At 65.9% G+C, this 22,224-nt stretch carries 22 protein-coding genes; 7 read left to right on the top strand and 15 right to left on the bottom strand.

The annotated features are described in order from the left end of the window. Positions 1–82 precede the first annotated feature (82 nt). The 4 genes from EYV96_RS18265 to EYV96_RS18250 all read right to left on the bottom strand — a co-directional run bounded on the left by EYV96_RS18265 (position 83) and on the right by EYV96_RS18250 (position 3,578). Positions 83–1,273 (bottom strand): HlyD/EmrA/EmrK family protein, encoded by a 1,191-nt coding sequence (locus EYV96_RS18265; RefSeq protein WP_131153030.1) that lies wholly within the window; start codon positions 1,271–1,273, stop codon positions 83–85. A gap of 11 nt (positions 1,274–1,284) precedes the next feature. Further along, positions 1,285–2,751: an efflux transporter outer membrane subunit gene (locus EYV96_RS18260; RefSeq protein WP_131153029.1), complete on the bottom strand. Its 1,467-nt coding sequence runs from the start codon at positions 2,749–2,751 to the stop codon at positions 1,285–1,287. A 29-nt stretch (positions 2,752–2,780) separates the two neighbouring features. Further along, entirely contained in the window at positions 2,781–3,233 is a 453-nt protein-coding gene (locus EYV96_RS18255) for a MarR family winged helix-turn-helix transcriptional regulator (RefSeq protein WP_131153028.1), read from the bottom strand. A gap of 81 nt (positions 3,234–3,314) precedes the next feature. After that, on the bottom strand, positions 3,315–3,578 hold the full coding sequence (locus EYV96_RS18250) for a hypothetical protein (protein WP_131153027.1): 264 nt from the start codon (positions 3,576–3,578) through the stop codon (positions 3,315–3,317). Between the two features lie 165 nt (positions 3,579–3,743). Between EYV96_RS18250 and EYV96_RS18245 the strand changes: the two genes are divergently transcribed. Continuing rightward, positions 3,744–4,559 (top strand): AraC family transcriptional regulator, encoded by an 816-nt coding sequence (locus EYV96_RS18245; RefSeq protein WP_240732651.1) that lies wholly within the window; start codon positions 3,744–3,746, stop codon positions 4,557–4,559. A 21-nt stretch (positions 4,560–4,580) separates the two neighbouring features. Here EYV96_RS18245 and EYV96_RS18240 read toward each other — a convergent pair whose 3' ends face one another. Further along, positions 4,581–5,438 (bottom strand): PhzF family phenazine biosynthesis protein, encoded by an 858-nt coding sequence (locus tag EYV96_RS18240; protein ID WP_131153026.1) that lies wholly within the window; start codon positions 5,436–5,438, stop codon positions 4,581–4,583. A 117-nt stretch (positions 5,439–5,555) separates the two neighbouring features. On the opposite strand from EYV96_RS18240, the gene EYV96_RS18235 reads away from it, so the two are divergent. After that, positions 5,556–6,476 carry an alpha/beta hydrolase gene (locus EYV96_RS18235; RefSeq protein WP_205746207.1) on the top strand — a complete coding sequence of 307 codons (921 nt, stop codon included), beginning with the start codon at positions 5,556–5,558 and terminating at the stop codon, positions 6,474–6,476. A 44-nt stretch (positions 6,477–6,520) separates the two neighbouring features. Here the strand turns inward: EYV96_RS18235 and EYV96_RS18230 are convergent, their stop codons facing one another. Continuing rightward, positions 6,521–7,180 (bottom strand): tetratricopeptide repeat protein, encoded by a 660-nt coding sequence (locus EYV96_RS18230; RefSeq protein WP_131153024.1) that lies wholly within the window; start codon positions 7,178–7,180, stop codon positions 6,521–6,523. A 184-nt stretch (positions 7,181–7,364) separates the two neighbouring features. Between EYV96_RS18230 and hemC the strand changes: the two genes are divergently transcribed. Further along, positions 7,365–8,282, top strand: coding sequence for a hydroxymethylbilane synthase (hemC, locus tag EYV96_RS18225; protein WP_131153023.1), 918 nt, complete (start codon positions 7,365–7,367; stop codon positions 8,280–8,282). Between the two features lie 158 nt (positions 8,283–8,440). Here hemC and EYV96_RS18220 read toward each other — a convergent pair whose 3' ends face one another. From EYV96_RS18220 to EYV96_RS18210, 3 genes are all read right to left on the bottom strand, one after another. Then, positions 8,441–9,145 carry a LytR/AlgR family response regulator transcription factor gene (locus tag EYV96_RS18220; RefSeq protein ID WP_131153022.1) on the bottom strand — a complete coding sequence of 235 codons (705 nt, stop codon included), beginning with the start codon at positions 9,143–9,145 and terminating at the stop codon, positions 8,441–8,443. Then, positions 9,126–10,172, bottom strand: coding sequence for a sensor histidine kinase (locus EYV96_RS18215; protein WP_131153021.1), 1,047 nt, complete (start codon positions 10,170–10,172; stop codon positions 9,126–9,128). Before EYV96_RS18215 ends, EYV96_RS18220 begins: the two co-directional genes overlap by 20 nt. Before the next feature lie 154 nt (positions 10,173–10,326). Further along, positions 10,327–10,995 (bottom strand): alpha/beta hydrolase, encoded by a 669-nt coding sequence (locus EYV96_RS18210; protein WP_131153020.1) that lies wholly within the window; start codon positions 10,993–10,995, stop codon positions 10,327–10,329. A gap of 298 nt (positions 10,996–11,293) precedes the next feature. Between EYV96_RS18210 and EYV96_RS18205 the strand changes: the two genes are divergently transcribed. Further along, positions 11,294–13,723 (top strand): S9 family peptidase, encoded by a 2,430-nt coding sequence (locus tag EYV96_RS18205; protein ID WP_131153019.1) that lies wholly within the window; start codon positions 11,294–11,296, stop codon positions 13,721–13,723. Positions 13,724–13,872: 149 nt separating this feature from the next. Here EYV96_RS18205 and EYV96_RS18200 read toward each other — a convergent pair whose 3' ends face one another. Both EYV96_RS18200 and EYV96_RS18195 read right to left on the bottom strand, forming a co-directional pair. Further along, positions 13,873–14,706, bottom strand: coding sequence for a DUF481 domain-containing protein (locus tag EYV96_RS18200; RefSeq protein ID WP_131153018.1), 834 nt, complete (start codon positions 14,704–14,706; stop codon positions 13,873–13,875). A 112-nt stretch (positions 14,707–14,818) separates the two neighbouring features. Beyond that, complete coding sequence (locus tag EYV96_RS18195) at positions 14,819–15,625, bottom strand: hypothetical protein (protein WP_131153017.1); 807 nt, start codon at positions 15,623–15,625, stop codon at positions 14,819–14,821. A gap of 349 nt (positions 15,626–15,974) precedes the next feature. On the opposite strand from EYV96_RS18195, the gene EYV96_RS18190 reads away from it, so the two are divergent. Together EYV96_RS18190 and EYV96_RS18185 are read left to right on the top strand one after the other, a co-directional pair. Further along, complete coding sequence (locus EYV96_RS18190; RefSeq protein ID WP_131153016.1) at positions 15,975–16,958, top strand: helix-turn-helix transcriptional regulator; 984 nt, start codon at positions 15,975–15,977, stop codon at positions 16,956–16,958. Between the two features lie 148 nt (positions 16,959–17,106). Continuing rightward, positions 17,107–18,066, top strand: coding sequence for a patatin-like phospholipase family protein (locus EYV96_RS18185; protein WP_131153015.1), 960 nt, complete (start codon positions 17,107–17,109; stop codon positions 18,064–18,066). On the opposite strand, the gene EYV96_RS18180 is transcribed toward EYV96_RS18185, so the two are convergent. Both EYV96_RS18180 and EYV96_RS18175 read right to left on the bottom strand, forming a co-directional pair. Beyond that, on the bottom strand, positions 18,044–18,412 hold the full coding sequence (locus EYV96_RS18180; RefSeq protein ID WP_131153014.1) for a DUF488 domain-containing protein: 369 nt from the start codon (positions 18,410–18,412) through the stop codon (positions 18,044–18,046). The two genes, EYV96_RS18185 and EYV96_RS18180, sit on opposite strands and share 23 nt — an antisense overlap. Before the next feature lie 73 nt (positions 18,413–18,485). Then, entirely contained in the window at positions 18,486–19,202 is a 717-nt protein-coding gene (locus EYV96_RS18175) for a glycosyltransferase (protein WP_131153013.1), read from the bottom strand. A gap of 243 nt (positions 19,203–19,445) precedes the next feature. Between EYV96_RS18175 and EYV96_RS18170 the strand changes: the two genes are divergently transcribed. Then, on the top strand, positions 19,446–20,243 hold the full coding sequence (locus EYV96_RS18170) for a class I SAM-dependent methyltransferase (protein WP_131153012.1): 798 nt from the start codon (positions 19,446–19,448) through the stop codon (positions 20,241–20,243). Positions 20,244–20,390: 147 nt separating this feature from the next. Here EYV96_RS18170 and EYV96_RS18165 read toward each other — a convergent pair whose 3' ends face one another. After that, positions 20,391–21,260 carry a ParB/RepB/Spo0J family partition protein gene (locus tag EYV96_RS18165; protein WP_131153011.1) on the bottom strand — a complete coding sequence of 290 codons (870 nt, stop codon included), beginning with the start codon at positions 21,258–21,260 and terminating at the stop codon, positions 20,391–20,393. Between the two features lie 2 nt (positions 21,261–21,262). Then, positions 21,263–22,123, bottom strand: a complete 861-nt coding sequence (locus tag EYV96_RS18160; protein WP_131153010.1) for a ParA family protein — start codon at positions 22,121–22,123, stop codon at positions 21,263–21,265. Between the last annotated feature and the right edge of the window lie 101 nt (positions 22,124–22,224).

Below are 22,224 nucleotides of genomic sequence, written 5' to 3'. Positions count from 1 at the left end.
CGGGCAAGGGCAGGCACGCAGAGCGCCCTTGCCCTTACCTCTTCACCGTTAACCGTTCACCGAGCGAGCGCCATGCGCTCGCTCAATGCTCCCCCGCCATATTGGCGTGGATCACCTGATCGATCAGCGCATCCGCCTGGGCCAGTTCCTTCTTGTACACATCGGTGCTGAAGGCCGGCGCGGTCGGTGCCTGCTGGGCGAGCAGCGGGCCGTTCTGGTCGTGCAGGGTGACCTCAACCTTGGTGGACAGGCCGATGCGCAGGGGATGCTGGTCAAGCTGCTTGGGATCGTCGAAGGTGATGCGCACCGGAACGCGCTGCACGATCTTGATCCAGTTGCCAGTGGCGTTCTGCGCCGGCAGCAGCGAGAACGCGCTACCCGTACCAACACCCAGGCTCTGCACCTTGCCCTTGTAGGTCACGGCGCTGCCGTAGACGTCAGCGTGGATCTCGACCGGCTGGCCGATGCGCATCTTGGTCAGCTGCGTTTCCTTGAAGTTGGCATCGATCCACACCTGATGCAGCGGCACCACGGCCATCAGCGCCGAACCCGGGGCGACGCGCTGGCCCAGCTGCACCGTGCGCTTGGCGACGTAACCGTCGACCGGAGCGACGATGGTGCTGCGCACGTCGTCGAGGTAGGCGGCACGCAGCTTGGCGGCGGCGGTCTGCACTTCCGGATGGGAAGCGACCACGGTGTCATCGACCAGCACCTTGTTGGTCTGGTACTGCTGCTGGGCGGCGATCAGCGCGCTTTCGGCGGTGGTTAGCGTGTCTTCGGCGTGCGACAGCTCTTCGGCCGAGATCGCGCCGGACTTGGCCAGGTCACGACGACGGTTGAAGTCGGAGCGCGCCTTGTCGACAGCGACCTTGCGTGCGGCCACATCGGCCTGCGCGCCGGAAACGCTGCTGTAAAGGCCACGCACCTTGCGCACGGTGTTGGCGAGGTTGGCCTTGGCCTGGGTCAGGGCCACGTCGGCGTCGCTCGGATCGAGCTTCACCAGCACGTCGCCTGCATGCACCAGGTCGCCGTCGTCGGCGCCGATGGACACGACCGTGCCCGGGATCTGCGGGGTGATCTGCACGATGTTGCCGTTGACGTAGGCATCGTCGGTGCCTTCGTACCAACGACCGTCGAAGTAGTACCACACGCCCCAACCGACGAAGACGACCACGAGGATCGCGGCGAGCAGGCGGAGCAGAAAGCCGCGACGGTTCTTCTGCGGCGGTTGGACGGCGGTGTTGTCGGCCGCGAGCGGAGTCTGGCTGGACATGGGGATAGCCTTCAGAGAGAACGGTCAGTAGGGGAAGCGGTGTTGGCGGCGACCTGGGCCGGCTCGGACTGCGGGCGGAAACCGCCACCGAGGGCCTGGATCAGCTGCACCGAAAGATCGACCTGCTGCGACTGCAGCTGGGCCATGTGACGCTGGGCGACGAGCAGCTGCTGGCGCACGATCAGCGCTTCGAGGTAGTTGCCCACGCCCGACTTGTAGCGTTGCTCGGCGAGCTTCCACGCGTCATTGGCCGCGGCCAGTGCGCGCTGCTGCGCCTCGATCTGCGTCTGCATCGACTGCAGCGCGTTGTAGGTATCGGCCACTTCGTTGGTCGCGCCGACCAGGATCTGGTTGTACTGCGCGACGGCGAGGTCGTAGGTGGCGTCCTTCGCCGACAGGTTCGCGCGCAGGCGACCGCCGTCGAAGATCGGCAGGCTCAGCGACGGGCCGGCTTCGAAGAAGCGGTTCTTCATGCTGAAGAGATTGCCGCCGCCCATGCCGAGCAAGCCGGCCATGGCACCGATGCTGACGTTGGGCAGGAACTCGCTCTTGGCGACCTTGATGTCCTTGCTCGCCGCTTCGACGCGCCACCGCGCGGCGACGAGGTCGGGGCGATGGCCGATCAGGTCGAGCGAGAGGTTACCCGGCACGGCCAGTTCGGACGGCTTGAGCACCTGCGGGCGCGTGATGTCGAGGCCGCGATCGGGGCCCTTGCCCAGCAGCACCGAGAGCGACGAACGCGCGGCATCGATGGCGCGCGCGGCGACAGCCATCTGGCCATCGGCGTTGGCGACTTCGGTTTCGTTCTGCTTGAGCTGCAGCTGGCTGTCGATGCCGGCGTTGACGCGCTGACGGGTCAGGTCGCGCACGCTGGTGGCGCGATCAAGTTCGTCCTTGGCGACATCTTGCTGTGCATATGCGTAGCCCAGCTGCGTATAGGCGCGAGCGACATTGGTGGACAGCTCGATGCGTGCAGCCTGGCGATCGATCTCGGCGGCACGGGCTTCACCGAGTGCGGCTTCCCACGCGGCGCGCTTGCCACCCCACAGGTCCAGGCCCCAGTTGAAGCTGGCATAGCCGTACTTGGCCCAGGCGAAATGGCTGTCGTTGCCGGTGAGGGCGCCCGGCAGGCGGGCGCCGGCAATGCTGGCACCAGCGTTGACGGTCGGCCCACGCTCGGCGTCGGCCACGCCGGCAGCCGCCTGCGCCTGCTGCGCACGCGCGTCGGCGGCGGCAAGGCTGGGGTTGTCGTGCAGGGCTTCAGCGATCAGCGCGTCGAGCTGTGTATCGCCCAGCGCGGTCCACCAATCCTGCTGCGGCCAGGCGGCCGGGGAGACAGGAACGCGATCGAGGCTGCGCTGGCTCTTCAGCGAGCTGGCCTCGGTGAGGGTGCCGGAAGGCTGCAGGCCGCCGGTGCTGACGCATCCCGCCAACGCCAGGGTCAGTCCGATCGCCGCCGCCATTGTGTGCAGACGCATGGTGAGTATTCCGAAGATGAGAGAGTCAGTTACTTGTTGCGGAGCGCCTTGAGTACGCGCCCCAGGTAGTCGTGCAGTTGTTCGCGCTCGGTTTCGCTGAGCGTGTGCTGTGCGGCATCCATGACGAACTCGCTGCAGCCGATGAGCTGGTGCGTGAGCGTCACGCCGGCTTCGGTCAGTTCGATGCGCAGGGCGCGTCGGTCCTGTTCGTGCGGACGGCGGCGCAGGTAACCCTTGCGTTCGAGCTGGTCGAGCTGGCGCGTCATGGCGCCGGCATCCAGTTCCACCGCGCGCGACAGCTCGGTGGCCGACATCGGGCCCATGTACGAGAGCCGCTTGAGGATCAGGAACTGCGTGTACTTCAGGTCCATGCCCTTGGTGGCGATCTCGTTTTCGATCGCGCGCACCAGTTCGGCGCGCACCAGTCCCAGCAGGACGCCGATGCTTTCCTTAGGACTACTCAGGGCGGATGTATCAATCATGGACGCGCATTCTATTGCCGTACAGATATTTGTCAAGGCAAATATATGGACGGCAACGTCTGCCGGGTCAAATGTTCAGTTCTAAGCCAGTTCTTCCGCCAGTCTCAGGCTTCGCTGAGTCAGTTCGTCGTCGATCAGGTTGCGCAGGGCGGGGTCGCGCACGGCAAACAGCTCGAAGACGCCGAGGGCTTTGAGGGTCGGGAGGACGCTCAGCAGCTGGGGTTCGATCTCCCGGCGCATGTCTTCGGGAGTGAGGGGGTCAAGCATCAGTTGTGCGTGGACGACGAAGCGAGTCAGAGCTTCGGCGGCGTCCAGGGCGGTGGACGACACGTCGCGGTACGACATCTTGGTCTCCTGCTTTTCTGGAGGACGTCCGGCCTGGCGCAAATGTGACAACCGCTCGGCGGAGTCGTGGAACGGCTCGCCGGGGTAGCGAGCAAGACGAAATCCTAAGATCAGTCTTGTCTGGCGTGATAGCGTTAGTACGCCAATTTCTGTCGAGTTCACGCCATGGGACACGCGCACGGCCCCCAGATGACCCCCGACGACTACTTCCGACGCCTGGAGCGCGCGGATGGCCCGGCCCTGATTGCCTTCGTGGTGAACAAGCAGGACGACGCCATGTCGGCCGGCGAATCCGAATGGCATCGCCACGTGCGCGGGCAGTTCTTCTATCTCGAGAAAGGCCTGATCAGCGTGCGCACGCACGACGGCGCATGGACGCTGCCGCCGCACCGCGTGGGCTGGTTGCCACCGGGCGTCATGCACACCGTGCGCATTGCGGAGGCGAGCAGCGGTTGGGGCGTCTACGTCTCGCCGCATGCCGCCAACGGCTTGCCCGAAGACACGTGCATCCTCAACGCCAACGACCTGATGCGCGCACTGGTGCATCGCGCGTCGTCCTGGTCGGCCGAAGACGAGCTGACCGCCGAGCAGGAGCGCGTAATCGCCGTGCTGATGGACGAGATGCGCCACGCACCGCACGAACCGCTGCATCTGAACATGCCCAATGACCGGCGCCTCCAACGCATCGCGCACGCGGTGCTCGAGCATCCCGACGACGTGCGTTCGCTCGAAGCCTGGGCCGACTGGGCCGGCGTATCACCGCGCACCGTGTCACGCCTGTTCCGCGCGCAAACCGGCAGCAGTTTCACGCAATGGCGCCAGCAGGCACGGCTGACGCGTGCGCTGGAGCGACTGGCCCTCGGTGAAGCCGTGGCGACGGTGGCCGATGCGCTGGGCTACGCGAGCGTGAGTGCGTTTGTGGCGATGTTCCGGCGGAGTTTTGGCGTGTCGCCGGGACGGTATTTTGCGGAGAGGGCGTGAGAACGAACCTGCGAACCCGTATCAAAGGGTGACCGCACCCCGCCCCAACTCAATCACCCGCCCGCCCACATAAACACCTTCGGCGTCGACCCAAAGCTGCAACCGGGACGGTCGGCCGATGGCATCGCCTTGTTCAACGTGCAGGTGCACGGGTACGTCTTTGCCCTGCCCGCGCCACCAGCCGCCCAGGTTCGCGCACGCTGAGCCGGTGCCGGGGTCTTCGGCGACGCCGCCTTCGGGGCGCACGAGGAAGTAACGGGTGACAATGGTATTGGGGCGCTCGGCATCGCATGCGAACAGATACGCCGTGCGGCGCGAGAGGCTATTGAGCGGCCAGCGATCGAGCAAGGCGGCGTTGGGCTGCGCCTTGCGCACGGCTTCGACCGAACGCAGCGGCACCAGCAGCTGATGGGCGCCGGTGTCGACCCATTGCGGCGCGTCGAGCAGGTCGTCGGCATCGAGGCCGAAAAGTGCTGCTATGTCCGCTGGCGGCACGTCGACCGGGTCGATCTTCGGTGCTGCACCACCTGGCGCCGCGAAACGCCATACATCGCCCTCGGCGCGCAATGGCACCACGCCCGCGTTGAACTCCAGCGACAGGTCATCACCTGCGCCCGTGAGCGCGCGCACCACGTGCGCGGTGCCCAGGGCGGGGTGACCGGCGAAGCGCATTTCGTAGCCGGGGGTAAAAATCCGGACACGGGCGTGCGCGTGCTCCGAGGGCAGCACGAAGGTGGTTTCGGACAGATTGAACTGGACGGTGAGGGCGTGCATGGTCGCGTCGTCCATGCCGCGGGCGTCCTCGATCACACAAAGCGGATTGCCACCGAAGGTGGATTCGGCGAAAACGTTGAGCAGGCGATAGTGGTAGGTCGTCACGGTATCGAATGTCGGAGTCGGGTCGCGGAAGGTAGTCGCGTCGAAGGATATGCGCCTGAGGCGCTCCCCCATGATGCTTGAGGAACGCGGATGAAATATCTGCTCGGAGTTTTGCTCATGACCAGTCTTGCCGCCAACACGCATGCCGGCACCGAAGTGACAGCCAAGGGACCGGCGGGCACCTTGCACGGCACGCTCGAGTCACCGCCGTCGAAAGATGCACCCGTCGTACTGATCATTCCGGGCTCCGGACCGACCGATCGCGATGGCAACAGCCCGCTCGGCATCAAGGCGGCGCCTTATCGCCTACTCGCCGAGGCTTTGTCCGCCAAAGGCATCGCCAGTGTTCGCGTCGACAAGCGCGGCCTGTTCGGCAGCCAGATCGAAGGCTTCGACCCCAACAAGGTCACCATCGACGACTACGCGGCGGATGTGTCGGCCTGGGTGTCGGCGCAGCGCGAGCGCACCGGCCAACGCTGCATCTGGGTGCTGGGCCACAGCGAGGGTGCGCTGGTCGCCGTCGTGGCAGCGGCGCACGACCCGCACATCTGCGGTTTGGTGCTGGCATCGGGCGCCGGTCGCAACATCGCCGACGTGATGATCGAACAGCTCAAGTCGAACCCCGCCAATGCGCCGATCCTGCCGCAGGCGCTTGGCGCGATTGCCGATCTGCGTGCGGGCAAGCACGTCGATACGTCAGCCTTTCCCGCACCGCTGCAGCCGCTTTTCCGACCGGCGGTGCAGGATTTCCTGATCAGCATGTTCTCCTACGATCCGTCGGAGGTGCTGAAGAAGAGCAAGCAGCCGGTGCTCGTCGTGCAGGGCACGACGGACCTGCAGACGTCCATGGAGGACGCAAAACGTCTCGCTGGCGCACGCGCAGGCGTGACGCTAGTGCCGATGGAAGGCATGAACCATGTGTGGAAGGACGCGCCGAGTGAGCGCGCCGCGAACATCGGCACCTACGGCAATCCGGATCTTCCGCTGCATGCGGGCCTGGCGGACGCGATCGCCGATTTCGTTCGCCACGGTAAGTAATGCCGTACGAAAGAAGGGCGCCTCGCGGCGCCCTTCGATGTCGATCAGCGTTGTGCCAGATGCGTGGGCTCGGGCGCGGAGCCCTGCGAGGCATCGTGCAGCAACTGCTTGACCAGTGCGCGCTCCTTCGGCGTCCACTCCACGGTGGTCAGGAGCACGCGGTTGTCGGTACCCCAGCGCTCGGGATCACTCTGCGCGGCGGCGCGATACCAGGCGACAGCAGCGTCACGCTCACCCACGGCGGTGTAAGTCAGGGCCATGGCCATGGGCAACCACTGCGGACGGGTGCCGGGACGCAGCGCCAGATTGCGCTGGAAAGCGGCCATCGCGAGCGCCGGGTTGTCGAGATTCAGTTGCGACCAGCCATATGCCCACAGCAGGTGCCGGTCGTTGGGTGAGATGCGCAGGGCGCGACCGAAATTGCGTTCGGCGGACTTGGCATGGTTGGTGATGGCAGCCCGCCAACCTTCGTAGGTGAGGCGCGGCACCGGGCTGAGGTGCGGCGAAATCAGCATGAACGCAGGCCTCGAGCCATTGCCGGCTTCCGGATACAGGCGCGCCGACCAGTCGACGTCGCTGTAAGGCTTGCCGTCGGGCATCACCACGGCGAAGCGTGGCGGCGGCGTGGTGGTTTCCTGGGCCGTCGCCATCATGGCCAATCCCAGGGACAAACTTGCAAGCAATGCACGAGCTACGGTCTTCATGACGACACTCCGTGGCGAATCCTCACCCCGGCGCCATCCTAGTTCCGGGCCGGCGCGCTCCGCCAGTGTCAGGTTCGCGTAAGGCTGCGACCACACGCAGCAGGCCGCCGACCTGTCATCCGCGTCCGATTCGGCGACAATGGCGCCCTTTCCTGCCGGAAACGGCACCGTTCCGAGATTCCCGATGACTCCTTCCGTCCTGCGCATCGCCACCCGCAAGAGCGCCCTTGCCTTGTGGCAGGCCGAACACGTGGCCGCCGAACTGCGCCTCGCCCATCCGCGTCTGGTGGTCGAACTGGTGCCGATGTCCACGCGCGGCGACGAGATCCTGGACAAGCCGCTGGCCACCATCGGCGGCAAGGGCCTGTTCCTCAAGGAGCTCGAAGTGGCGATGCTGGAGGGTCGCGCCGACCTGGCCGTGCATTCGCTCAAGGACGTCCCCGCCGAACTGGAACCGGGCTTTACCCTGCCGGCGATCCTGCCGCGCGCCGACGCCGCGGACGCCTTTGTCAGCCGTGATGTCGCGACCCTCGCCGACCTGCCGCTGGGCGCTCGCGTCGGCACCTCGTCGCTGCGCCGCCAGGCGCAGCTGCGCGCGCTTCGCCCGGACCTGACCCTGCTGGATCTGCGTGGCAATGTCGGCACGCGCCTGTCCAAACTGGACGCCGGCCACTACGACGCCATCCTGCTGGCCTGCGCGGGCCTGGAGCGCCTGGGCCTGGCTGACCGCATCCGCAGCCGCCTCACCGCCCCCGAATGGCTGCCGGCCCCGGGCCAGGCCGCCATCGCCATCGAAGCACGCGCCGACCAGCCGGACGTGCTCGAGCTTCTCGCGGCGCTCGACGACGCGGAAACCCGCCTGGCCGTCACCGCCGAGCGCGCCATGAACCAGGCCCTGGGCGGCAGCTGCACGGTGCCGGTGGGTGCATGGTGCGTGGTCACGGAGCATGGCCTGCACCTGCGCGGGTCGGTGGGTGACGCCACCAGCGGCCGCCTGCTGCATGCCGAAGGCGAGGCGCGCAGCGATGAAGCGCATGCGCTGGGACGTCGCGTGGCCGATGCGCTCTTCGCACAAGGCGCCGCGGAATTCTTGAAGCGGTAAGGCCGGGCGCTGCGCGCCCTGTGAATCCGCCCGCTGCGCGGGCTGTGAACGGTGAACAGTAAGAGCCGGGCTAGGTAGCCTCGCGCTTCGCTCTTACCGTTTACTGTTTACCGCTCACAGCGCCACAGGCGCGACACCACCGGGCGCGCAAGCGCCCCTCACCCCATGCGCAGCAGCTTCCTCAACGCAGGCAGATTGCGCCGGCTCACTTCGGGCGTGAACTCCGACCCGCCCAGTCGCGCCAGCACGCGACCGTCGGCCAGGGTCTTGAGGCCCACCAGGCGTTGCTGCGGCACCAGGCAGTTACGGTGCAGGCGCACGAGCTGATCGGGATACGCCTCTTCGAGGTGGCGCAGTGATTCCTCGAGCAGCAACTCACCGCCGCGATGCTGGACGACAACGTACTTTTCGTCGGCCAGCAGGCAGACCACTTCATCCAGCGCGATGCGCACCTGCTCGCCGCGCAAGCGGCCGCTGAGGTAACTGGTGACTTCGCGTGGCGTCGCGGCGATGCGCTGGCGGGCGCGGGCGAGGGCATCGCGAAGCCGCTCCATGCGGACGGGTTTGAGCAGGTAGTCCACCGCGCCCAGTTCAAAGGCATGCACGGCGTGCGCTTCATACGCCGTGCAAAAAATCACCTGAGGCCGGGTGCGACCGGACAGGCGCTGCGCCACTGTGGTGCCGTTGATGCCAGGCATATTGATGTCGAGCAGCAACACATCCGGATGCACGGTGCCGAGGGCATCAAGCGCCGCATCGCCATCGCCTACCTGGCCGACCACCTCGACGTCCTCGCATTCGCGCAGCAAGGTGGCGAGGCGAAGGCGGGCGAGGGGTTCGTCGTCAACGATCAGTACGCGCATCGGTTTGTTCCGGCAGGATCAGTTGCACCACGAATCGATCACCTCGCGGGCCCGCGTTCACCTGCGCACGCGGGCCGTAGCGCAGTGCCACGCGCTGGCGCACGTTGGTCAGGCCATGGCCCGTGCCGCCGTTCGAGGGCGCTTCGGGCAGCGGATTGTCGATCTCGATTTCGATATGCCCCTTGCCGCGGCGTCCGCGAAGGAACACATCGCCGCCCGTGCGCGAGGGCTGGATGCCATGGCGGACGGCGTTCTCGACCAGCGGCTGCAGGAGCAGGCGCGGCAACGGAAAATCGCCGGGCAGGGCGTCGAGGTCGCGCTCGACGCGCAGGCGGTCGCCCAGCCGCAGGTGCTCGATGGCGAGATAGCGATCGACCAGGTGCCATTCGTCGGCGAGCGTGCCGTCATGCGAATCGTGTTGCCCGAGTGCGGCGCGAAAGAGTTCGGACAGGTCTTCAACCGTGCGTTCGGCCGCGTCGGGGTCAACGCGCACCAGCGCGGCAACCGTATTCATGCTGTTGAAGAGGAAGTGGGGGCGAATGCGCGCCTGCAAGGCTTCCACTTGCGCGTGCGCCACGGCGGCGAGTCGCGCCTGCCACTGCGCCACCACGTAGAAGTAGCGCAGCATGGCGGCACCGAGCAGTGCGGCGATGATGGTGTTGTCACGCACGAAGACCGTGGCACCGGATCCGATCAGGCTCATGTCCAGCGCCGTGTTCATCCATGCGGCCATGCCACTGGCCATGGCCACCACCAGCACCATCAGCAACCACACCGTGCCGTAAGGCCACCGTCCCGGCAGGCGGTCGAGCGCGGGCCGCAACTTGCACAGACCCACGCCGATCACGAGCGCCATCCACTGCGCGAACAGCATGCCCATGCTGTACCCGCGCCAGCCGCGACTGCTGTCCGGCGCCAGCCACATCACCGTCACCGTGAGCGCCGCGACGATCAGCAACGCGAACAGCACGGGCAGGCTGCAGAAGTCGGGCAGCGGGTTGGGATTGGCGGGGCGGCGGGGCGGCATGGGCCGCAGTATGCCCTGACGGTGAATCCGGCGGCTGACGCCGCCTGTGAGGCCGCCCGCTGCGCGGAGCTGTTAACGGTAAACGGAAAGGCAGGCACCCGGTCGTCCAGGCCCGCTCTTACTGTTCACCGTTCACAGCGCCAAAGGCGCGACCTCACCTGCGCGCAAAGCGCGCACCCATCCACGTCCGCAGATCCCCCACCTCTTCACCGCTCACCGAATGCGGCATCGGATAGGTGTGCCAGTCAACGCGGTAGCCGAATGACTGCAGGACGTCGCGCGCCTGCACGCCGCGTGTCAGCGGCACGATGGGATCGGCCGTGCCGTGGCCCCAGAAGATCGGGGTATCGGCGTTGGCGGCGTGGCGTTCGGCGGCGAAGCTGTCTTGCATGGGCAGGTAAGTGGACAGGGCCACGATGCCGGCGAGCTTGCGCGGATGGCGCAGGCCGCCGGACAGGACGATGGCCCCGCCCTGGGAGAAACCGGCCAGCAGGATGCGCTCGTCCGGCACGCCACGCTCGTTTTCGCGCGCGATCAGGGCCTCGACGGCGGCGATGGAGGCGCGCATGCCGGCCTCATCGGGCCGGGAAACCAGGTCGACGCCCGAGATATCGAACCAGGCGCGCATGGGCATGCCGCCGTTCAATGTCACTGGTCGCACCGGAGCATGGGGAAACACGAAGCGCAGGGCCGGCCATGGGGGCGCCACCAGCTCCGGGACGATGGGCCCGAAATCGTGTCCGTCGGCGCCCAGCCCGTGCAGCCAGATCACGCTGTGGGTGGGGTGAGGACCGGTTTCGTGTTCGACGCAAGGCAGGAGCATGCAGGAGGCCAGGCTAAGGAAGATCAGGGACGCTGGAGGCGGCGTCGGAAGGGGAGCAAGAACGCACGACGATCGGATCGGTCTACCCGGGAGAAGACGGAATGCGTTCGGGGAAAGTTCCGCGGGGAGTCGAAAGTGGGCGCTGCGGCGCGTAACGCACGATGCCTCCTTGGCGATGCGGCACTGCTGGGATCAGGCAGCTTAGGGCGCGCCAGGGGCACAGGACCATCCCACCCTTGGCGCTTGCGGGCGGGCCCGTCTTGGTTATGCTGCCCGGTTTGGATGTTCGGAGCACCCGATGCGCCCCTTGTTCTTCGCCGTGCTGGCCGCGCTCGCCGCCGCACCCGCCGCCCAGGCACAGACGTCGCCCGCCCGCCTGGACATGGAAACGATCATGGCCAATCCCGAGTGGATCGGCACCGCGGTGGAGTCGCCGTACTGGAGCATCGACGGGCGCAGCCTGTACTACTCACTCAAGCGCGAAGGCAGCAAGGTGCGCGATCTGTATCGCGTCGATGTCGCCAGCGGCCAGGCCAGCAAGCTCGATCCGGCCGCCGTGGCGCAGGCCGACGGTCGCGCGGTTTTCGATCGCAGCCATCGCAAGGCCGCCTTCGTGGCCCACGGCGACGTGTTCCTCGTCGACGTGGGTACGGGCCGACGCACGCAGATCACGCGCACGCCGGAAGCCGAGTCCTCGCCGCGTTTTTCCGCCGATGGCGCCAGCCTGCAGTTCCGCCAGGGCAACCAGTGGTTCGTGCATGACATCGCCAGCGGCATCACCGCGCCAGCGGCCGTGCTCCAGCTCGCTGACGACCCGCAGGCCAAGCCGTCCAGCGCACTGAGCGACGAACAGCTGCGCCTGTTCAGCACGCTGCGTAAGCTCAAGTCCGACAAAGACGCCCAGCGTGCCAATGACGAAGCGCTCGCGGCGGCTGATCCCTCGCGTGCGCCCAAGACCTTGTGGCTTGGCGATGTCGGCCAGCTCGTCGACACCGAATTGTCGCCCGATGGCCGCTGGATGCTGGTGGTCACGCAGCCGAAGGACCGCAAGGCCGGCAAGGCACCGGAAGTCACGCATTTCGTCACCGAATCCGGCTACTCCGAGCAGCAGTCGACGCGCGTCTACGTCGGTCGCAACGATCCGGCGCCACAGTCGCTGATGCTGGTGGACCTGGCGGGCCGCAAGTCGTATCCGCTGAAGACCGATGCGCTGCCGGGCATCAAGGACGATCCGCTGAAGGACATCCGCGCGCGCACCATCGCGTCGCTGGAGAAGGATGGCCAGGCCGACCAGGCCAAGGCACTGAAGGCGCCGGACCTGCGCGCCGTGCGCATCATTTCCGATGCGGATGACGGCGGTGGCGGTGGCATCGTGTGGAGCGACGACGGCCAGAACGTGGCCGTGCAGCTGCGCGCGATCGACAACAAGGATCGCTGGATCGCGACGGTCGACTTCGGCAATCACCAGCTGGTTACCCAGCACCGCCTCACCGACAAGGCGTGGATCAACTGGAACTTCAACGACTTCGGTTTCCTGCACGACAACCGCACGCTCTGGTACATGAGCGAGGAAAGCGGCTGGTCGCATCTGTACGTGAAGCCGGCCGGCGGCAAGGCGCGCGCGCTCACCGAGGGCAAGTTCGAGACGAGCCACCCGGTGTTGAGCGAGGATGGCCAGTGGTTCTATGTGCGCACCAACCAGGCCGCACCGTACAGCTATGACGTGTATCGCGTACCGGCCAACGGTGGCCAGCTCACGCGTGTCACGCAGTTCCAGGGCATGGACGATTTCGTGCTTTCGCCTGATGGCAAGCAGCTGGGCGTGCTCCATTCGTCGCCTTACGTGCTGCCGCAGCTGGCGGTGCAGGATGCCTCAGGTGGCGCGTCGCGTGACCTGACCAACACCATGAAGAGCGCCTTCACCGCGCGCCAGTGGATCGCGCCGCAGATGGTGCCGGTGGCGTCCAGCCACGGCGCGGGCACGATCTGGGCGAAGTACTACGGCCCGGCCGATGCGGGCGCGGCGGCGTCGCGTCCGGCGGTGATCTTCGTGCACGGCGCGGGTTACCTGCAGAACGTCACGCTGGGCTGGTCCAACTACTTCCGCGAGCAGATGTTCCACAACTTGCTGGTGCAGAAGGGCTATGTCGTGCTCGACATGGACTACCGCGCCTCCGAAGGCTACGGCCGCGACTGGCGCACGGCGATCTATCGCCAGATGGGTCATCCGGAACTGGAAGACCTGCTGGACGGCAAGGCGTGGCTGGTGAAGAACCACGGCGTCGATCCGAAGCGCGTGGGCATCTACGGTGGCAGCTACGGCGGCTTCATGACGCTGATGGCGCTGCTGCGCGCACCGGGCGAATTCGCGGCGGGCTCGGCCCTGCGTCCGGTGACGGACTGGACCACCTACAACCACGAATACACCTCCAACATCCTCAACGATCCGCAACTCGACCCGGAGGCTTACGCCGCCAGCTCGCCGATCGAATACGCCGACAAGTTGCAGGACGCGCTGATCATCCAGCACGGCCTGATCGACGACAACGTGCTGGCCAGCGACTCCATCCGCCTGTACCAGCGCTTCATCGAACTGCACAAGAAGAACTTCTGGATGTCGCTGTACCCGATGGAGCGACACGGCTTCGTGCATCCGGATTCGTGGTTCGACGAATACCGTCGCATCGATGAGCTGTTCGATACTTACGTGAAGGGAGTCGGGCGCTGACGCGCCCGGGTGGGTCGCGCCTTTGGCGCTGTGAACGGTAAACGGTAAGAGCGGGCGAACATTTGCCCGACCCTGCTCTTACTGTTTACCGTTTACAGCCCCGCAAAGCGGGGCGCCCCCCCTCAGGGCCGCGCAGCGGCCCTGACCACTCAGAAGTTGTACACCAGGTTCGTCGTCATCAACGTATCGGTGTTCTTCGTGCCCGGCTGCGTGTCGCTGTTGTAGCGGACCTGGTAGCCAAGCTTGAGCGCCATCTTCTTGGTCATGCTGACCGAGAGGCCGATGTCGTTCTGGTAATACTGGTTCTTCGAGCCCGCTTCGACCAGCAGCGTGTCTTCCAGTGCCGTGTTGTCGGTGAGGCGGTACTTGTAGTTGATCAGGCCACGGCCGACGACTTCGCTTTCGGTCGGCTGGCGCACTTCGGTATTTACGCCGGTTACCGGGTCGACCACGTCGGTGTTGGCGGGGCGGTAGCGCTTGTAACCGGGGCCGGCTTCGAACGACAGCTCCGTGCGCTCGGTCTTCAGGGCCACGTAGCCGTAACCGATCGACACGATGCCCTGCCACAGGTTGGCGCCGAAGTCGTCATGCTCGTAACGGGCGGCGCCGACGATGTAGCTGCGCGGGTCGAGCTTGTAACCCACCGAGGCGCCCGTGTCGTAACGGTTGGCGGTGGTGGTGAGCTTTTTGATTTCCTGGCCGTTGGAATCGACGATGGTCGTGTCGCCCTTCGAGCGCACGCCGTTGAGGAAGAAGTTGTTCTTCCACAGCTCGTTTTCCTGGTTCAGGCCGAGCTTGGCGTTGGCGTTTTCAGTGCGCGAGTTACCGCGGGCGGAGGCGAAGCCGAACTCGCCCGAACCGCTCCAGCCACCGTTGCTGGCGGCATTGCTGCTGTCGGACGTCGAGGTCGACGCGTCCTGGGCGTGAACGCCAAAACTGGCGAAACCGGCAACCACGAGGCCGGTAAAGAGAATCTTTCTCATGGGATTTATCCGCATTTCGTTAAGCAAATGTAAGCCCCAACCTTAACGGAAAGGCTTGAACTTGTAATGAATCGGGGGTTTTGGATCGAGGCGAATGGCTTTGCAAAGCCACTCAGGCTGGACTGAGATGAGAGTCCGCGCGCGCCAGGCTCCTATGATACAGGTCTTGATCAAGACTCTTCCCTAGGACGCATCCCACGGCAGCCAGGGTGGCCAGCCAGGTGTGGCCGACACCCCAGGGCGTCAGCAACAGGACCACGCCGGGAAGGACATAGACAAGCAGGCCGGAAAGCATGTGTCGCGCCCGCGTTTGGCGTCTTTTCGCCGATGTTGTCGACACTTTCGAGCGCCACAGCGCACGCCACCGTATGGCGTCCAGGACGCCGGCGACCACGGTCACCAACTGGACCAGGGCGATCCAGAGCCCGGGTGCGTCTTCGCCTCCCTGGGCCATGGCAAACAACCACAGCCCGCCCGAATAGAGCGCGGCAACCATGCGACCAGCCGAGGCGGCGAAGACCGGACCCCATCCGCGAACCGACGTTCGCGGGAGACGCATCGCGTAGACCAGGGTGACCAGGCTAAGCGCGGCGAGCGCGCCTCCCGAAAGACGGGTGGCCCAGAACAGGTTGTCGCCGCGGGCGAGCCCGGCGACCGCCATCATCGGCAGAAAGGCCGCCAGGGCGATGAGGCCTTCTGCGGTAGGGCGACTGTGCCGACCAAAGCGCCAACCCAGCCATTCGGGCAGGCCAATCCAGGGGAGGCAGGCCAGCAAAGGCCCCAACCCAATCAGCGCACCACCCCAGGCCAGCGGCACCAGCGTATCGCCGCGGCCGGCCGGAAATACGCCCACCGCAAGCCCCAGGCCGAGCCAAACCCACAGTCCATAACCGCTCATGGCCAACATGCGCGTGGCCATGAACAGTGCCTGGTGCCGTGAAGACCGGGGTCGAACCGGGGCGGGCGTAGGGGGATTTGCCGGCATGTACGTGAGCTCTGCCATTCCTTGCAGGGGATTACTTAGCTTCGGGCGGCCGCCATGGAATGACCATCGCATAAGGAAGATCGTTCCCCGCTGACGTCCTTGCAAGCACCGGCCGCGTGAATTGAGTGTCCGTTCAACTGGGTTTTGCCTTAGCTTTCACGTGCGTAGCGAGATGGTTGGCGATCAGTGTCTTTCCGTCCCCACCAGCCGTGCCAAAAGCGTACTTGCGGCAACGACAGGCGGTGCGCATCCTAGGTCGGTTTTCAGCGTCGGCAGTGTCGCCATGGACCGTTACGAACGTATTCTTACCCTGCATCGCCTGCTGAAGTCGGCGCACTATCCCGTGCCCCTTCCTCGCCTGATGGATGAGCTGGAGTGCTCGCGCGCCACGCTCTATCGCGATGTGGCGTTCCTGCGCGACGCCCTGGGCGCCCCGATCGAAAGCGCGGGTGGCGACCACGCCGCCTTCCGCTACGCGGCGGGCGAAGGCGAACGCTTCGAGTTGCCCGGCCTTTGGCTGACCTCGGACGAACTGGCCGCCTTGCTGGCGCTCAACGAACTGATCGGCCGCAGCGGCCCGGGCGTGCTGGCCGGGGCGCTGGCACCCTTCAAGGCGCGCATCGAGCACCTGCTGTCCGACCAGGGCAGCGGCAAGGCTTTGCCGATCGAGCGCATTCGCGTGATTGCCTGGGGAGAGCGCAAGCTTGATCAGCAGGTCTTCCGCATCGTCGCCGGCGCCGTGCTTGAGCGCCGCCAGATCCGCTTCCGCTACCGCGCCCGCACCACCAATTCCGACAGCATGCGCACGGTCTCGCCCCAACGCCTGACCCATTACCGCGACAACTGGTACCTGGACGTGTGGGACCACGATCGCGAGGCGCTGCGCAGTTTCGCGGTCGATCGCATCGCCGATCCGACAGCGCTGGATGCGCCGGCCCGTGACGTGCCCGAGGCCGAACTCAATGACATGCTCGCCTCCAGCTACGGCATCTTCGCCGGCAAGCCCAAGGCCTGGGCGACCATCCGCTTCTCCCAGCATGCCGCGCGCTGGGTCGCCGACGAGCACTGGCATTCGCAGCAGAAGGGCGAGTGGCTGCCCGACGGTCGCTACGAGCTGCAGGTGCCGTATTCCAACTCCAAGGAACTGCTGATGGACGTGCTCAAGTACGGCCCGGATGCGGAGATCGTGGCGCCGCTGTCACTGCGCGAGGAGACCAAGATCCAGCTGCAGCTGGCGCTTGGCGGTTATCAGCAGCCGCCGAAATAAGGCGGGACCGGAGCCGGTCCGAACGAAGGGCCGGTGCAGGGGGTGGCCGGTGGCATGGGCCAGAAACGGTATGCTGGGCCGGTCCGACATCGCCGGTCCACGCACTGGCGTTCGCGCCGCCCTCTGACTCCAGGCCTTCCTCGTCCTTATGTCCGTTGCCACGCTTCCGAGCGAAACCGCTTCTGTCCCGCGCAAGCCCACCGTCGCCCTCGCCCTCGGCGGCGGCGGCGCGAAAGGGCTGGCTCACATCGGCGCCATCGAGGAAATCCTCCGGCAGGGTTACGAGATCACCGCGATCGCGGGCACGTCGATGGGTGCGCTGATCGGCGGCGTCTACGCGACGGGCAAGCTGGATGCCTATCGGGACTGGGTGTCGGCGCTGGCGAAAATGGATGTGCTCAAACTGGTCGACTGGACCTTTTCCGGCGGTGGCCTGATCAAGGGCGAGCGCATCATCGGCACCATGCGGGAGCTGATTGGCGACCGCCTGATCGAAGAACTTCCGCTGGCCTACACGGCGGTGGCCACGGACCTGGAGCGCGAACGCGAGGTGTGGTTGACGCGCGGTTCGCTGTTCGACGCCATTCGCGCCTCGATCGCCATTCCGACGGTATTTCGCCCCTACAGCATGGACGGTCGCCTGCTGGTCGACGGCGGGTTGCTCAATCCGGTGCCGGTGACGCCGCTGATCCGCGAGCCGGCGGACTATCTGTTCGCCGTCAGCGTCGATGGCCCGATCGCGGTAAGCGCGCCGGAAACCACGGCCGCGGCACCCGCGGAGGTTTCCCAGGGCTATGCGCATCGCATCAGTGAGTTCGTCGGTCGCCTGATGCCGCACAGCGAAGCGCATGAGTCCGAGCCCAAGGTGCGCGACCTCGGCATGCTCGATCTGCTGACGCAATCGATGGACCTGATGCAGGCCAATCTGGCGCGCCTTCGCCTGGCCGCCTATGCACCGGACCTGCTGATCCAGCTACCGCGCAATATTTCCATGGCGTACGAGTTCTATCGTGCGCGTGAACTGATCGAGCTGGGGCGCGAGCGTGCGCGTACGGTGCTCGAACAATGGCAACCGCTGCACCACATCAATGAGGGCCGTGCCCTTTGAGCCAGTCTTCGAGGTAGGTCTTCAACGCGATGGCGTTGTTGTGGTCCTCGTCCTTGGCGCCGTAGAGCAGGGTGACCCGGTGGCGCGAGGCGTGCTCGGCCAACGGGCGCCAGAACTCGGCGTGCTTGTCCAGCTCGGTGGCATAGCGATGGCGGAACACGTCCCAACGCGTGGGATCGTGGTTGAACCAATGGCGCAGCGCGGTGGACGGCGCCACTTCCTTGGCCCATGCATCGAGCGCGGCGTCTTCCTTCTTTAAACCGCGCGGCCACAAGCGATCCACCAGCACGCGATAGCCGTCGTTCTTGGCTGCGGGCTCGTAGACACGCTTGATCTGGATGCTCATGGGCGACGCCGGACGGTGGGCGGTCTTCTACCGTAGGCCGCAGTGCGTCAACGAAGCGTGGGGATGGCCGGCGTCAGAGCTCTTCGACTTCCGTGACCTTGCCACGGCGCATGAGCCATGCCACGCCACGCAGGTCGGCGATACCCACCCACAGGCGATCAAGCATGCCGTACTTGGAGGTACCGGCGGTGCGCGGGCGATGGCCGACCGGCACGCTCTGACTTTCGTACCCGGCGCGCTTGACCAGCGCCGGCAGGTAGCGATGCATGTGGTCGAAATACGGCAGGCGCAGGAACACGTCGCGCTCGAACAGCTTCAGGCCGCAGCCGGTGTCCGGGGTGGCGTCCTTGAGCATGCGCGAACGCACCGCGTTGGCGATCTTCGAGGAGATGCGCTTGTTGAAACTGTCGCGGCGCGTCGTGCGCCAGCCGGCGAACAGGCGCACGCGCGGACCGGCGGTATCACGCGCGGCCAGCAGCTTGGGGATATCGGCCGGATCGTTCTGGCCATCACCATCGAGCGTGGCGATCCACGTGCCCTTCGCTGCACGCACGCCATTCCACACCGCCGTACTCTGGCCGCTGCGGCTCACGTGATGGATCACGCGCAGCTCGGGGTACTTCGCCTTCTCGTTGCCCAGCACCTGGCGGCTGTCGTCACTGGAGTCGTCGTCCACGTACACGATCTCGAAATCCACCTTGCCGCGCAGGGCACCGGCGATCTCGGCCAGGAGCGGAGGGATGTTGTCGCGCTCGTTGAACACCGGCACGACGACGGAGAGCTGTGGCATGGGGGAGGCCTTTGCTTGCTAAAAGGGAGGCGATGCGCCTTGGGGGCGCATTCTAGCGGGGATGGCGCGGGGATGGGTTGAATGGCGACCTGACCGGGTTTCCCCGGGCGCCCGGGGCCACGCCCGGCCACGTCGCCGGGATGGTCACTCATCCATCGGAATCGTCGATCCGCTGGTTCCACGATTCTGTCGGATGTCGTTAAATGCCTGCCCGGAATGAGGCGGGGACGCCTCCAGGACTGAATGGCCATGGAAGTATCCCGAGAGGAGTGTCTGGCGTTTTTCCGCGAACACGGAGGCACGCCGGAGGTCTATTTCTCCGACCACTTCGAACGATTCAGGAAGACGTTCCACGAATTCGACGGCGACTGGAAGGGTGGGCGCCGCGTCCTCGATATCGGCGCTCACTGGCTGCACCAGGCGTTGATCTGGAGCCGCGGCGGGTATGCCATCACTGCGGTGGAATTTCCGGCGCTGTTCCTTGAAGAAAACGTCCGCAGGGCCGCCAGCGCGGCGAACATCCGGTTGCTCGGTTGTGCGGACCTGGGCTCGGCGACCGACTTGTCGGCTCTGCCGGATGACTCGGCGGACGTCGTGCTCTTCACCGAGATCCTGGAGCACATCACCTTCAACCCGATCGCGTTCTGGAAACAGATCTATCGCATCCTGGCGCCTGGTGGCCGGATCATCGTGACCACGCCCAACTACTACTCCTGGCGCGGCAGGGCGTGGCGACCGCTTCGTTTTCTTGCCGGTCGCGGCGGCGGCCTCCCCGTGGAGGACGTCATCGGGGTGGGCAACTATGCGCACCACTGGAAGGAGTACAGCCTTGGCGAAGTGAAACGCTACTTTGGCTTGCTGTCCCCGGATTTCGTGGTGGCCAAGGCGAAGCGGGTGCCGACTTACCAACGGTCCCGCGTGGGATGGAAGCGCGCGGTGCAGACGGTGATGGATGTCATGCCGCTCACGCGGCCGAACATGCACGTCGAGATCGCGCTGCCGCAGAAGCGGCAGGGGATTGTGGCGGTCGCGTCGTATTGAGGATTCGGTGAGTGCGGGAGGTGGGCTGAAAGGCATGACGGTTGCCGCAGCCCCTTGCCCTAACCCACCCTCACCGTCGTCCTTTTGCCGCAGGCCGGTCGGCGCCCGAAGCGCGACGGTGACGATAAGACGCCCGGAAAACCCGCCTCAGCGAATCTTTCCGAGGATCCCTTCCAGCTCGTCGTTGCTGTGATAGTGAATCACGAGCTTGCCGCGGCCACCGCGACCATGCGCGAGCTCCACGCGCGTGGCGAAACGTTCCGCCAGCTGGCGTTCGAGATCGGCGATGTTGGGATCGCGCGCGGGCGCGCCCTTGGCCTTGCCTTTGGGCTCAGTCTGCGCACGACGAGCGGCTTCTTCGAGTTCGCGCACGCTCCAGCCGTTGCGCGCGGCTTCGAGTGCGAGGCCTTCGGCATCGCGCTCGGGCAAGGTGAGCAGGCAACGGGCGTGGCCCATTTCCAGCTTGCCTTCGTCGAGGAGCTTCTTGATGGAATTCGGCAGCTCGGTCAGGCGCAGCAGGTTCGACACGGCGGCACGTGAGCGGCCGACGGCATCGGCGGCCTGCTGGTGCGTGAGGTCGAAGTCGTCGATCAGGCGCTTGAGCGCGTCGGCTTCTTCCAGCGGGGTGAGGTCCTGGCGCTGGATGTTCTCGATCAGAGCCATGGCCGGCACGGCCACTTCGGGCACGTCCTTGACCAGGGCGGGGATCTCGCTCATCTGCGCGCGCTGCGCGGCGCGCCAGCGACGTTCGCCGGCGATGAGCTCGTAGCTGTTGTGGCCGAGTGCGCGGACGACAACCGGCTGGATCAGGCCCTGGGCCTTGATGGACGCGGCGAGTTCGTCGAGGGCTTCGTCGTTCCAGTGACGGCGCGGCTGGTACTGGCCCGGCTTGATGTACTGGATGGGGAGCATGCGCAGCTCGCCTTCCTGTTCGATCACCGAGGGAGCACCCTCGTCACCGCCGCCAAGCAGGGCATCGAGCCCGCGTCCGAGGCCTCGTTTCTTCGCTGCGGCCATGCTTACTCCTGATGAATGTCAGCGGCGTCGTAGGCCGCTTCGCTGTCGCTGTCGTCATGCAGCGGCACCGGCAACGCATCGTGCGCCTGCCCGGCCGCCATGCCGCGCTCGCGGCGGATGATCTCGCCGGCGAGGCCGATGTAGGCGATGGCGCCACGCGAACTGCGGTCGTAGAGATGAATGGGCTGGCCGTGGCTGGGCGCTTCAGCCAGGCGCACATTGCGCGGAATGATCGAGCGCAGCACCTTGTCGCCGAAATGCTGGGTGAGCTGCGCCGACACTTCGTTGCCGAGGTTGTTGCGCACGTCGTACATGGTGCGCAGCAGGCCTTCGATCTCGAGGTTTGGATTCAGGCGCTGGCGCACGGCCTTGACCGTGTCGAGCAGGCTCGACAGGCCTTCCAGGGCGAAGTACTCGCACTGCACGGGAATCAGCAGGCCATGCGCCGCAGTCAACGCGTTGAGCGTGAGCAGGTGCAGGGTCGGCGGACAGTCGATCAGGATCGTGTCGTACTTGTCATCCACCTTGGCCAGCTGTTCCTTGAGCCGGCTTTCGCGCGCAATGGCGTCCATCAGCTTGAGCTCGGCGGCCGTCAGATCACCATTGCCCGGCAGCAGGTCGTAATGCGCTTCGGTGGTGACGATGGCCTTGTGCAGCGGCGCTTCGTCGAGCAGCACTTCGCAGCCGTTGGGCTTGGCAACGCGCTTGTCCACGCCCGACGCCATGGTCGCGTTGCCCTGCGGATCGAGATCGATCAGCAAGACGCGGCGCTTCGCGGCAGCGAGTGCTGCGGCGAGATTGACGGCGGTCGTGGTCTTGCCGACGCCGCCCTTCTGATTGGCGACAGCGATGATGCGTGCCATGGAATCGTCGTGGTCGATGGTTGGAAAGGGGGGCTAGAGTAACAGCCGGGGCCGGTTGGGTGGGCGTTCAGACGCGGGAGGACGTGTGGGGAGACCCCGCA

This window comes from Dyella terrae (assembly GCF_004322705.1).
Taxonomy (GTDB): domain Bacteria; phylum Pseudomonadota; class Gammaproteobacteria; order Xanthomonadales; family Rhodanobacteraceae; genus Dyella_D; species Dyella_D terrae.
This window is presented reverse-complemented; position numbering and strand designations above follow the sequence as displayed.

Coding starts and splice junctions, on each gene's coding strand:
- EYV96_RS18265 (WP_131153030.1), bottom strand. CDS start 1,273: ATGTCCAGCCAGACTCCGCTCGCGGCCGACAACACCGCCGTCCAACCG.
- EYV96_RS18260 (WP_131153029.1), bottom strand. CDS start 2,751: ATGCGTCTGCACACAATGGCGGCGGCGATCGGACTGACCCTGGCGTTG.
- EYV96_RS18255 (WP_131153028.1), bottom strand. CDS start 3,233: ATGATTGATACATCCGCCCTGAGTAGTCCTAAGGAAAGCATCGGCGTC.
- EYV96_RS18250 (WP_131153027.1), bottom strand. CDS start 3,578: ATGTCGTACCGCGACGTGTCGTCCACCGCCCTGGACGCCGCCGAAGCT.
- EYV96_RS18245 (WP_240732651.1), top strand. CDS start 3,744: ATGGGACACGCGCACGGCCCCCAGATGACCCCCGACGACTACTTCCGA.
- EYV96_RS18235 (WP_205746207.1), top strand. CDS start 5,556: ATGACCAGTCTTGCCGCCAACACGCATGCCGGCACCGAAGTGACAGCC.
- EYV96_RS18230 (WP_131153024.1), bottom strand. CDS start 7,180: ATGAAGACCGTAGCTCGTGCATTGCTTGCAAGTTTGTCCCTGGGATTG.
- hemC (WP_131153023.1), top strand. CDS start 7,365: ATGACTCCTTCCGTCCTGCGCATCGCCACCCGCAAGAGCGCCCTTGCC.
- EYV96_RS18220 (WP_131153022.1), bottom strand. CDS start 9,145: ATGCGCGTACTGATCGTTGACGACGAACCCCTCGCCCGCCTTCGCCTC.
- EYV96_RS18215 (WP_131153021.1), bottom strand. CDS start 10,172: ATGCCGCCCCGCCGCCCCGCCAATCCCAACCCGCTGCCCGACTTCTGC.
- EYV96_RS18210 (WP_131153020.1), bottom strand. CDS start 10,995: ATGCTCCTGCCTTGCGTCGAACACGAAACCGGTCCTCACCCCACCCAC.
- EYV96_RS18205 (WP_131153019.1), top strand. CDS start 11,294: ATGCGCCCCTTGTTCTTCGCCGTGCTGGCCGCGCTCGCCGCCGCACCC.
- EYV96_RS18200 (WP_131153018.1), bottom strand. CDS start 14,706: ATGAGAAAGATTCTCTTTACCGGCCTCGTGGTTGCCGGTTTCGCCAGT.
- EYV96_RS18195 (WP_131153017.1), bottom strand. CDS start 15,625: ATGGCCACGCGCATGTTGGCCATGAGCGGTTATGGACTGTGGGTTTGG.
- EYV96_RS18190 (WP_131153016.1), top strand. CDS start 15,975: ATGGACCGTTACGAACGTATTCTTACCCTGCATCGCCTGCTGAAGTCG.
- EYV96_RS18185 (WP_131153015.1), top strand. CDS start 17,107: ATGTCCGTTGCCACGCTTCCGAGCGAAACCGCTTCTGTCCCGCGCAAG.
- EYV96_RS18180 (WP_131153014.1), bottom strand. CDS start 18,412: ATGAGCATCCAGATCAAGCGTGTCTACGAGCCCGCAGCCAAGAACGAC.
- EYV96_RS18175 (WP_131153013.1), bottom strand. CDS start 19,202: ATGCCACAGCTCTCCGTCGTCGTGCCGGTGTTCAACGAGCGCGACAAC.
- EYV96_RS18170 (WP_131153012.1), top strand. CDS start 19,446: ATGGCCATGGAAGTATCCCGAGAGGAGTGTCTGGCGTTTTTCCGCGAA.
- EYV96_RS18165 (WP_131153011.1), bottom strand. CDS start 21,260: ATGGCCGCAGCGAAGAAACGAGGCCTCGGACGCGGGCTCGATGCCCTG.
- EYV96_RS18160 (WP_131153010.1), bottom strand. CDS start 22,123: ATGGCACGCATCATCGCTGTCGCCAATCAGAAGGGCGGCGTCGGCAAG.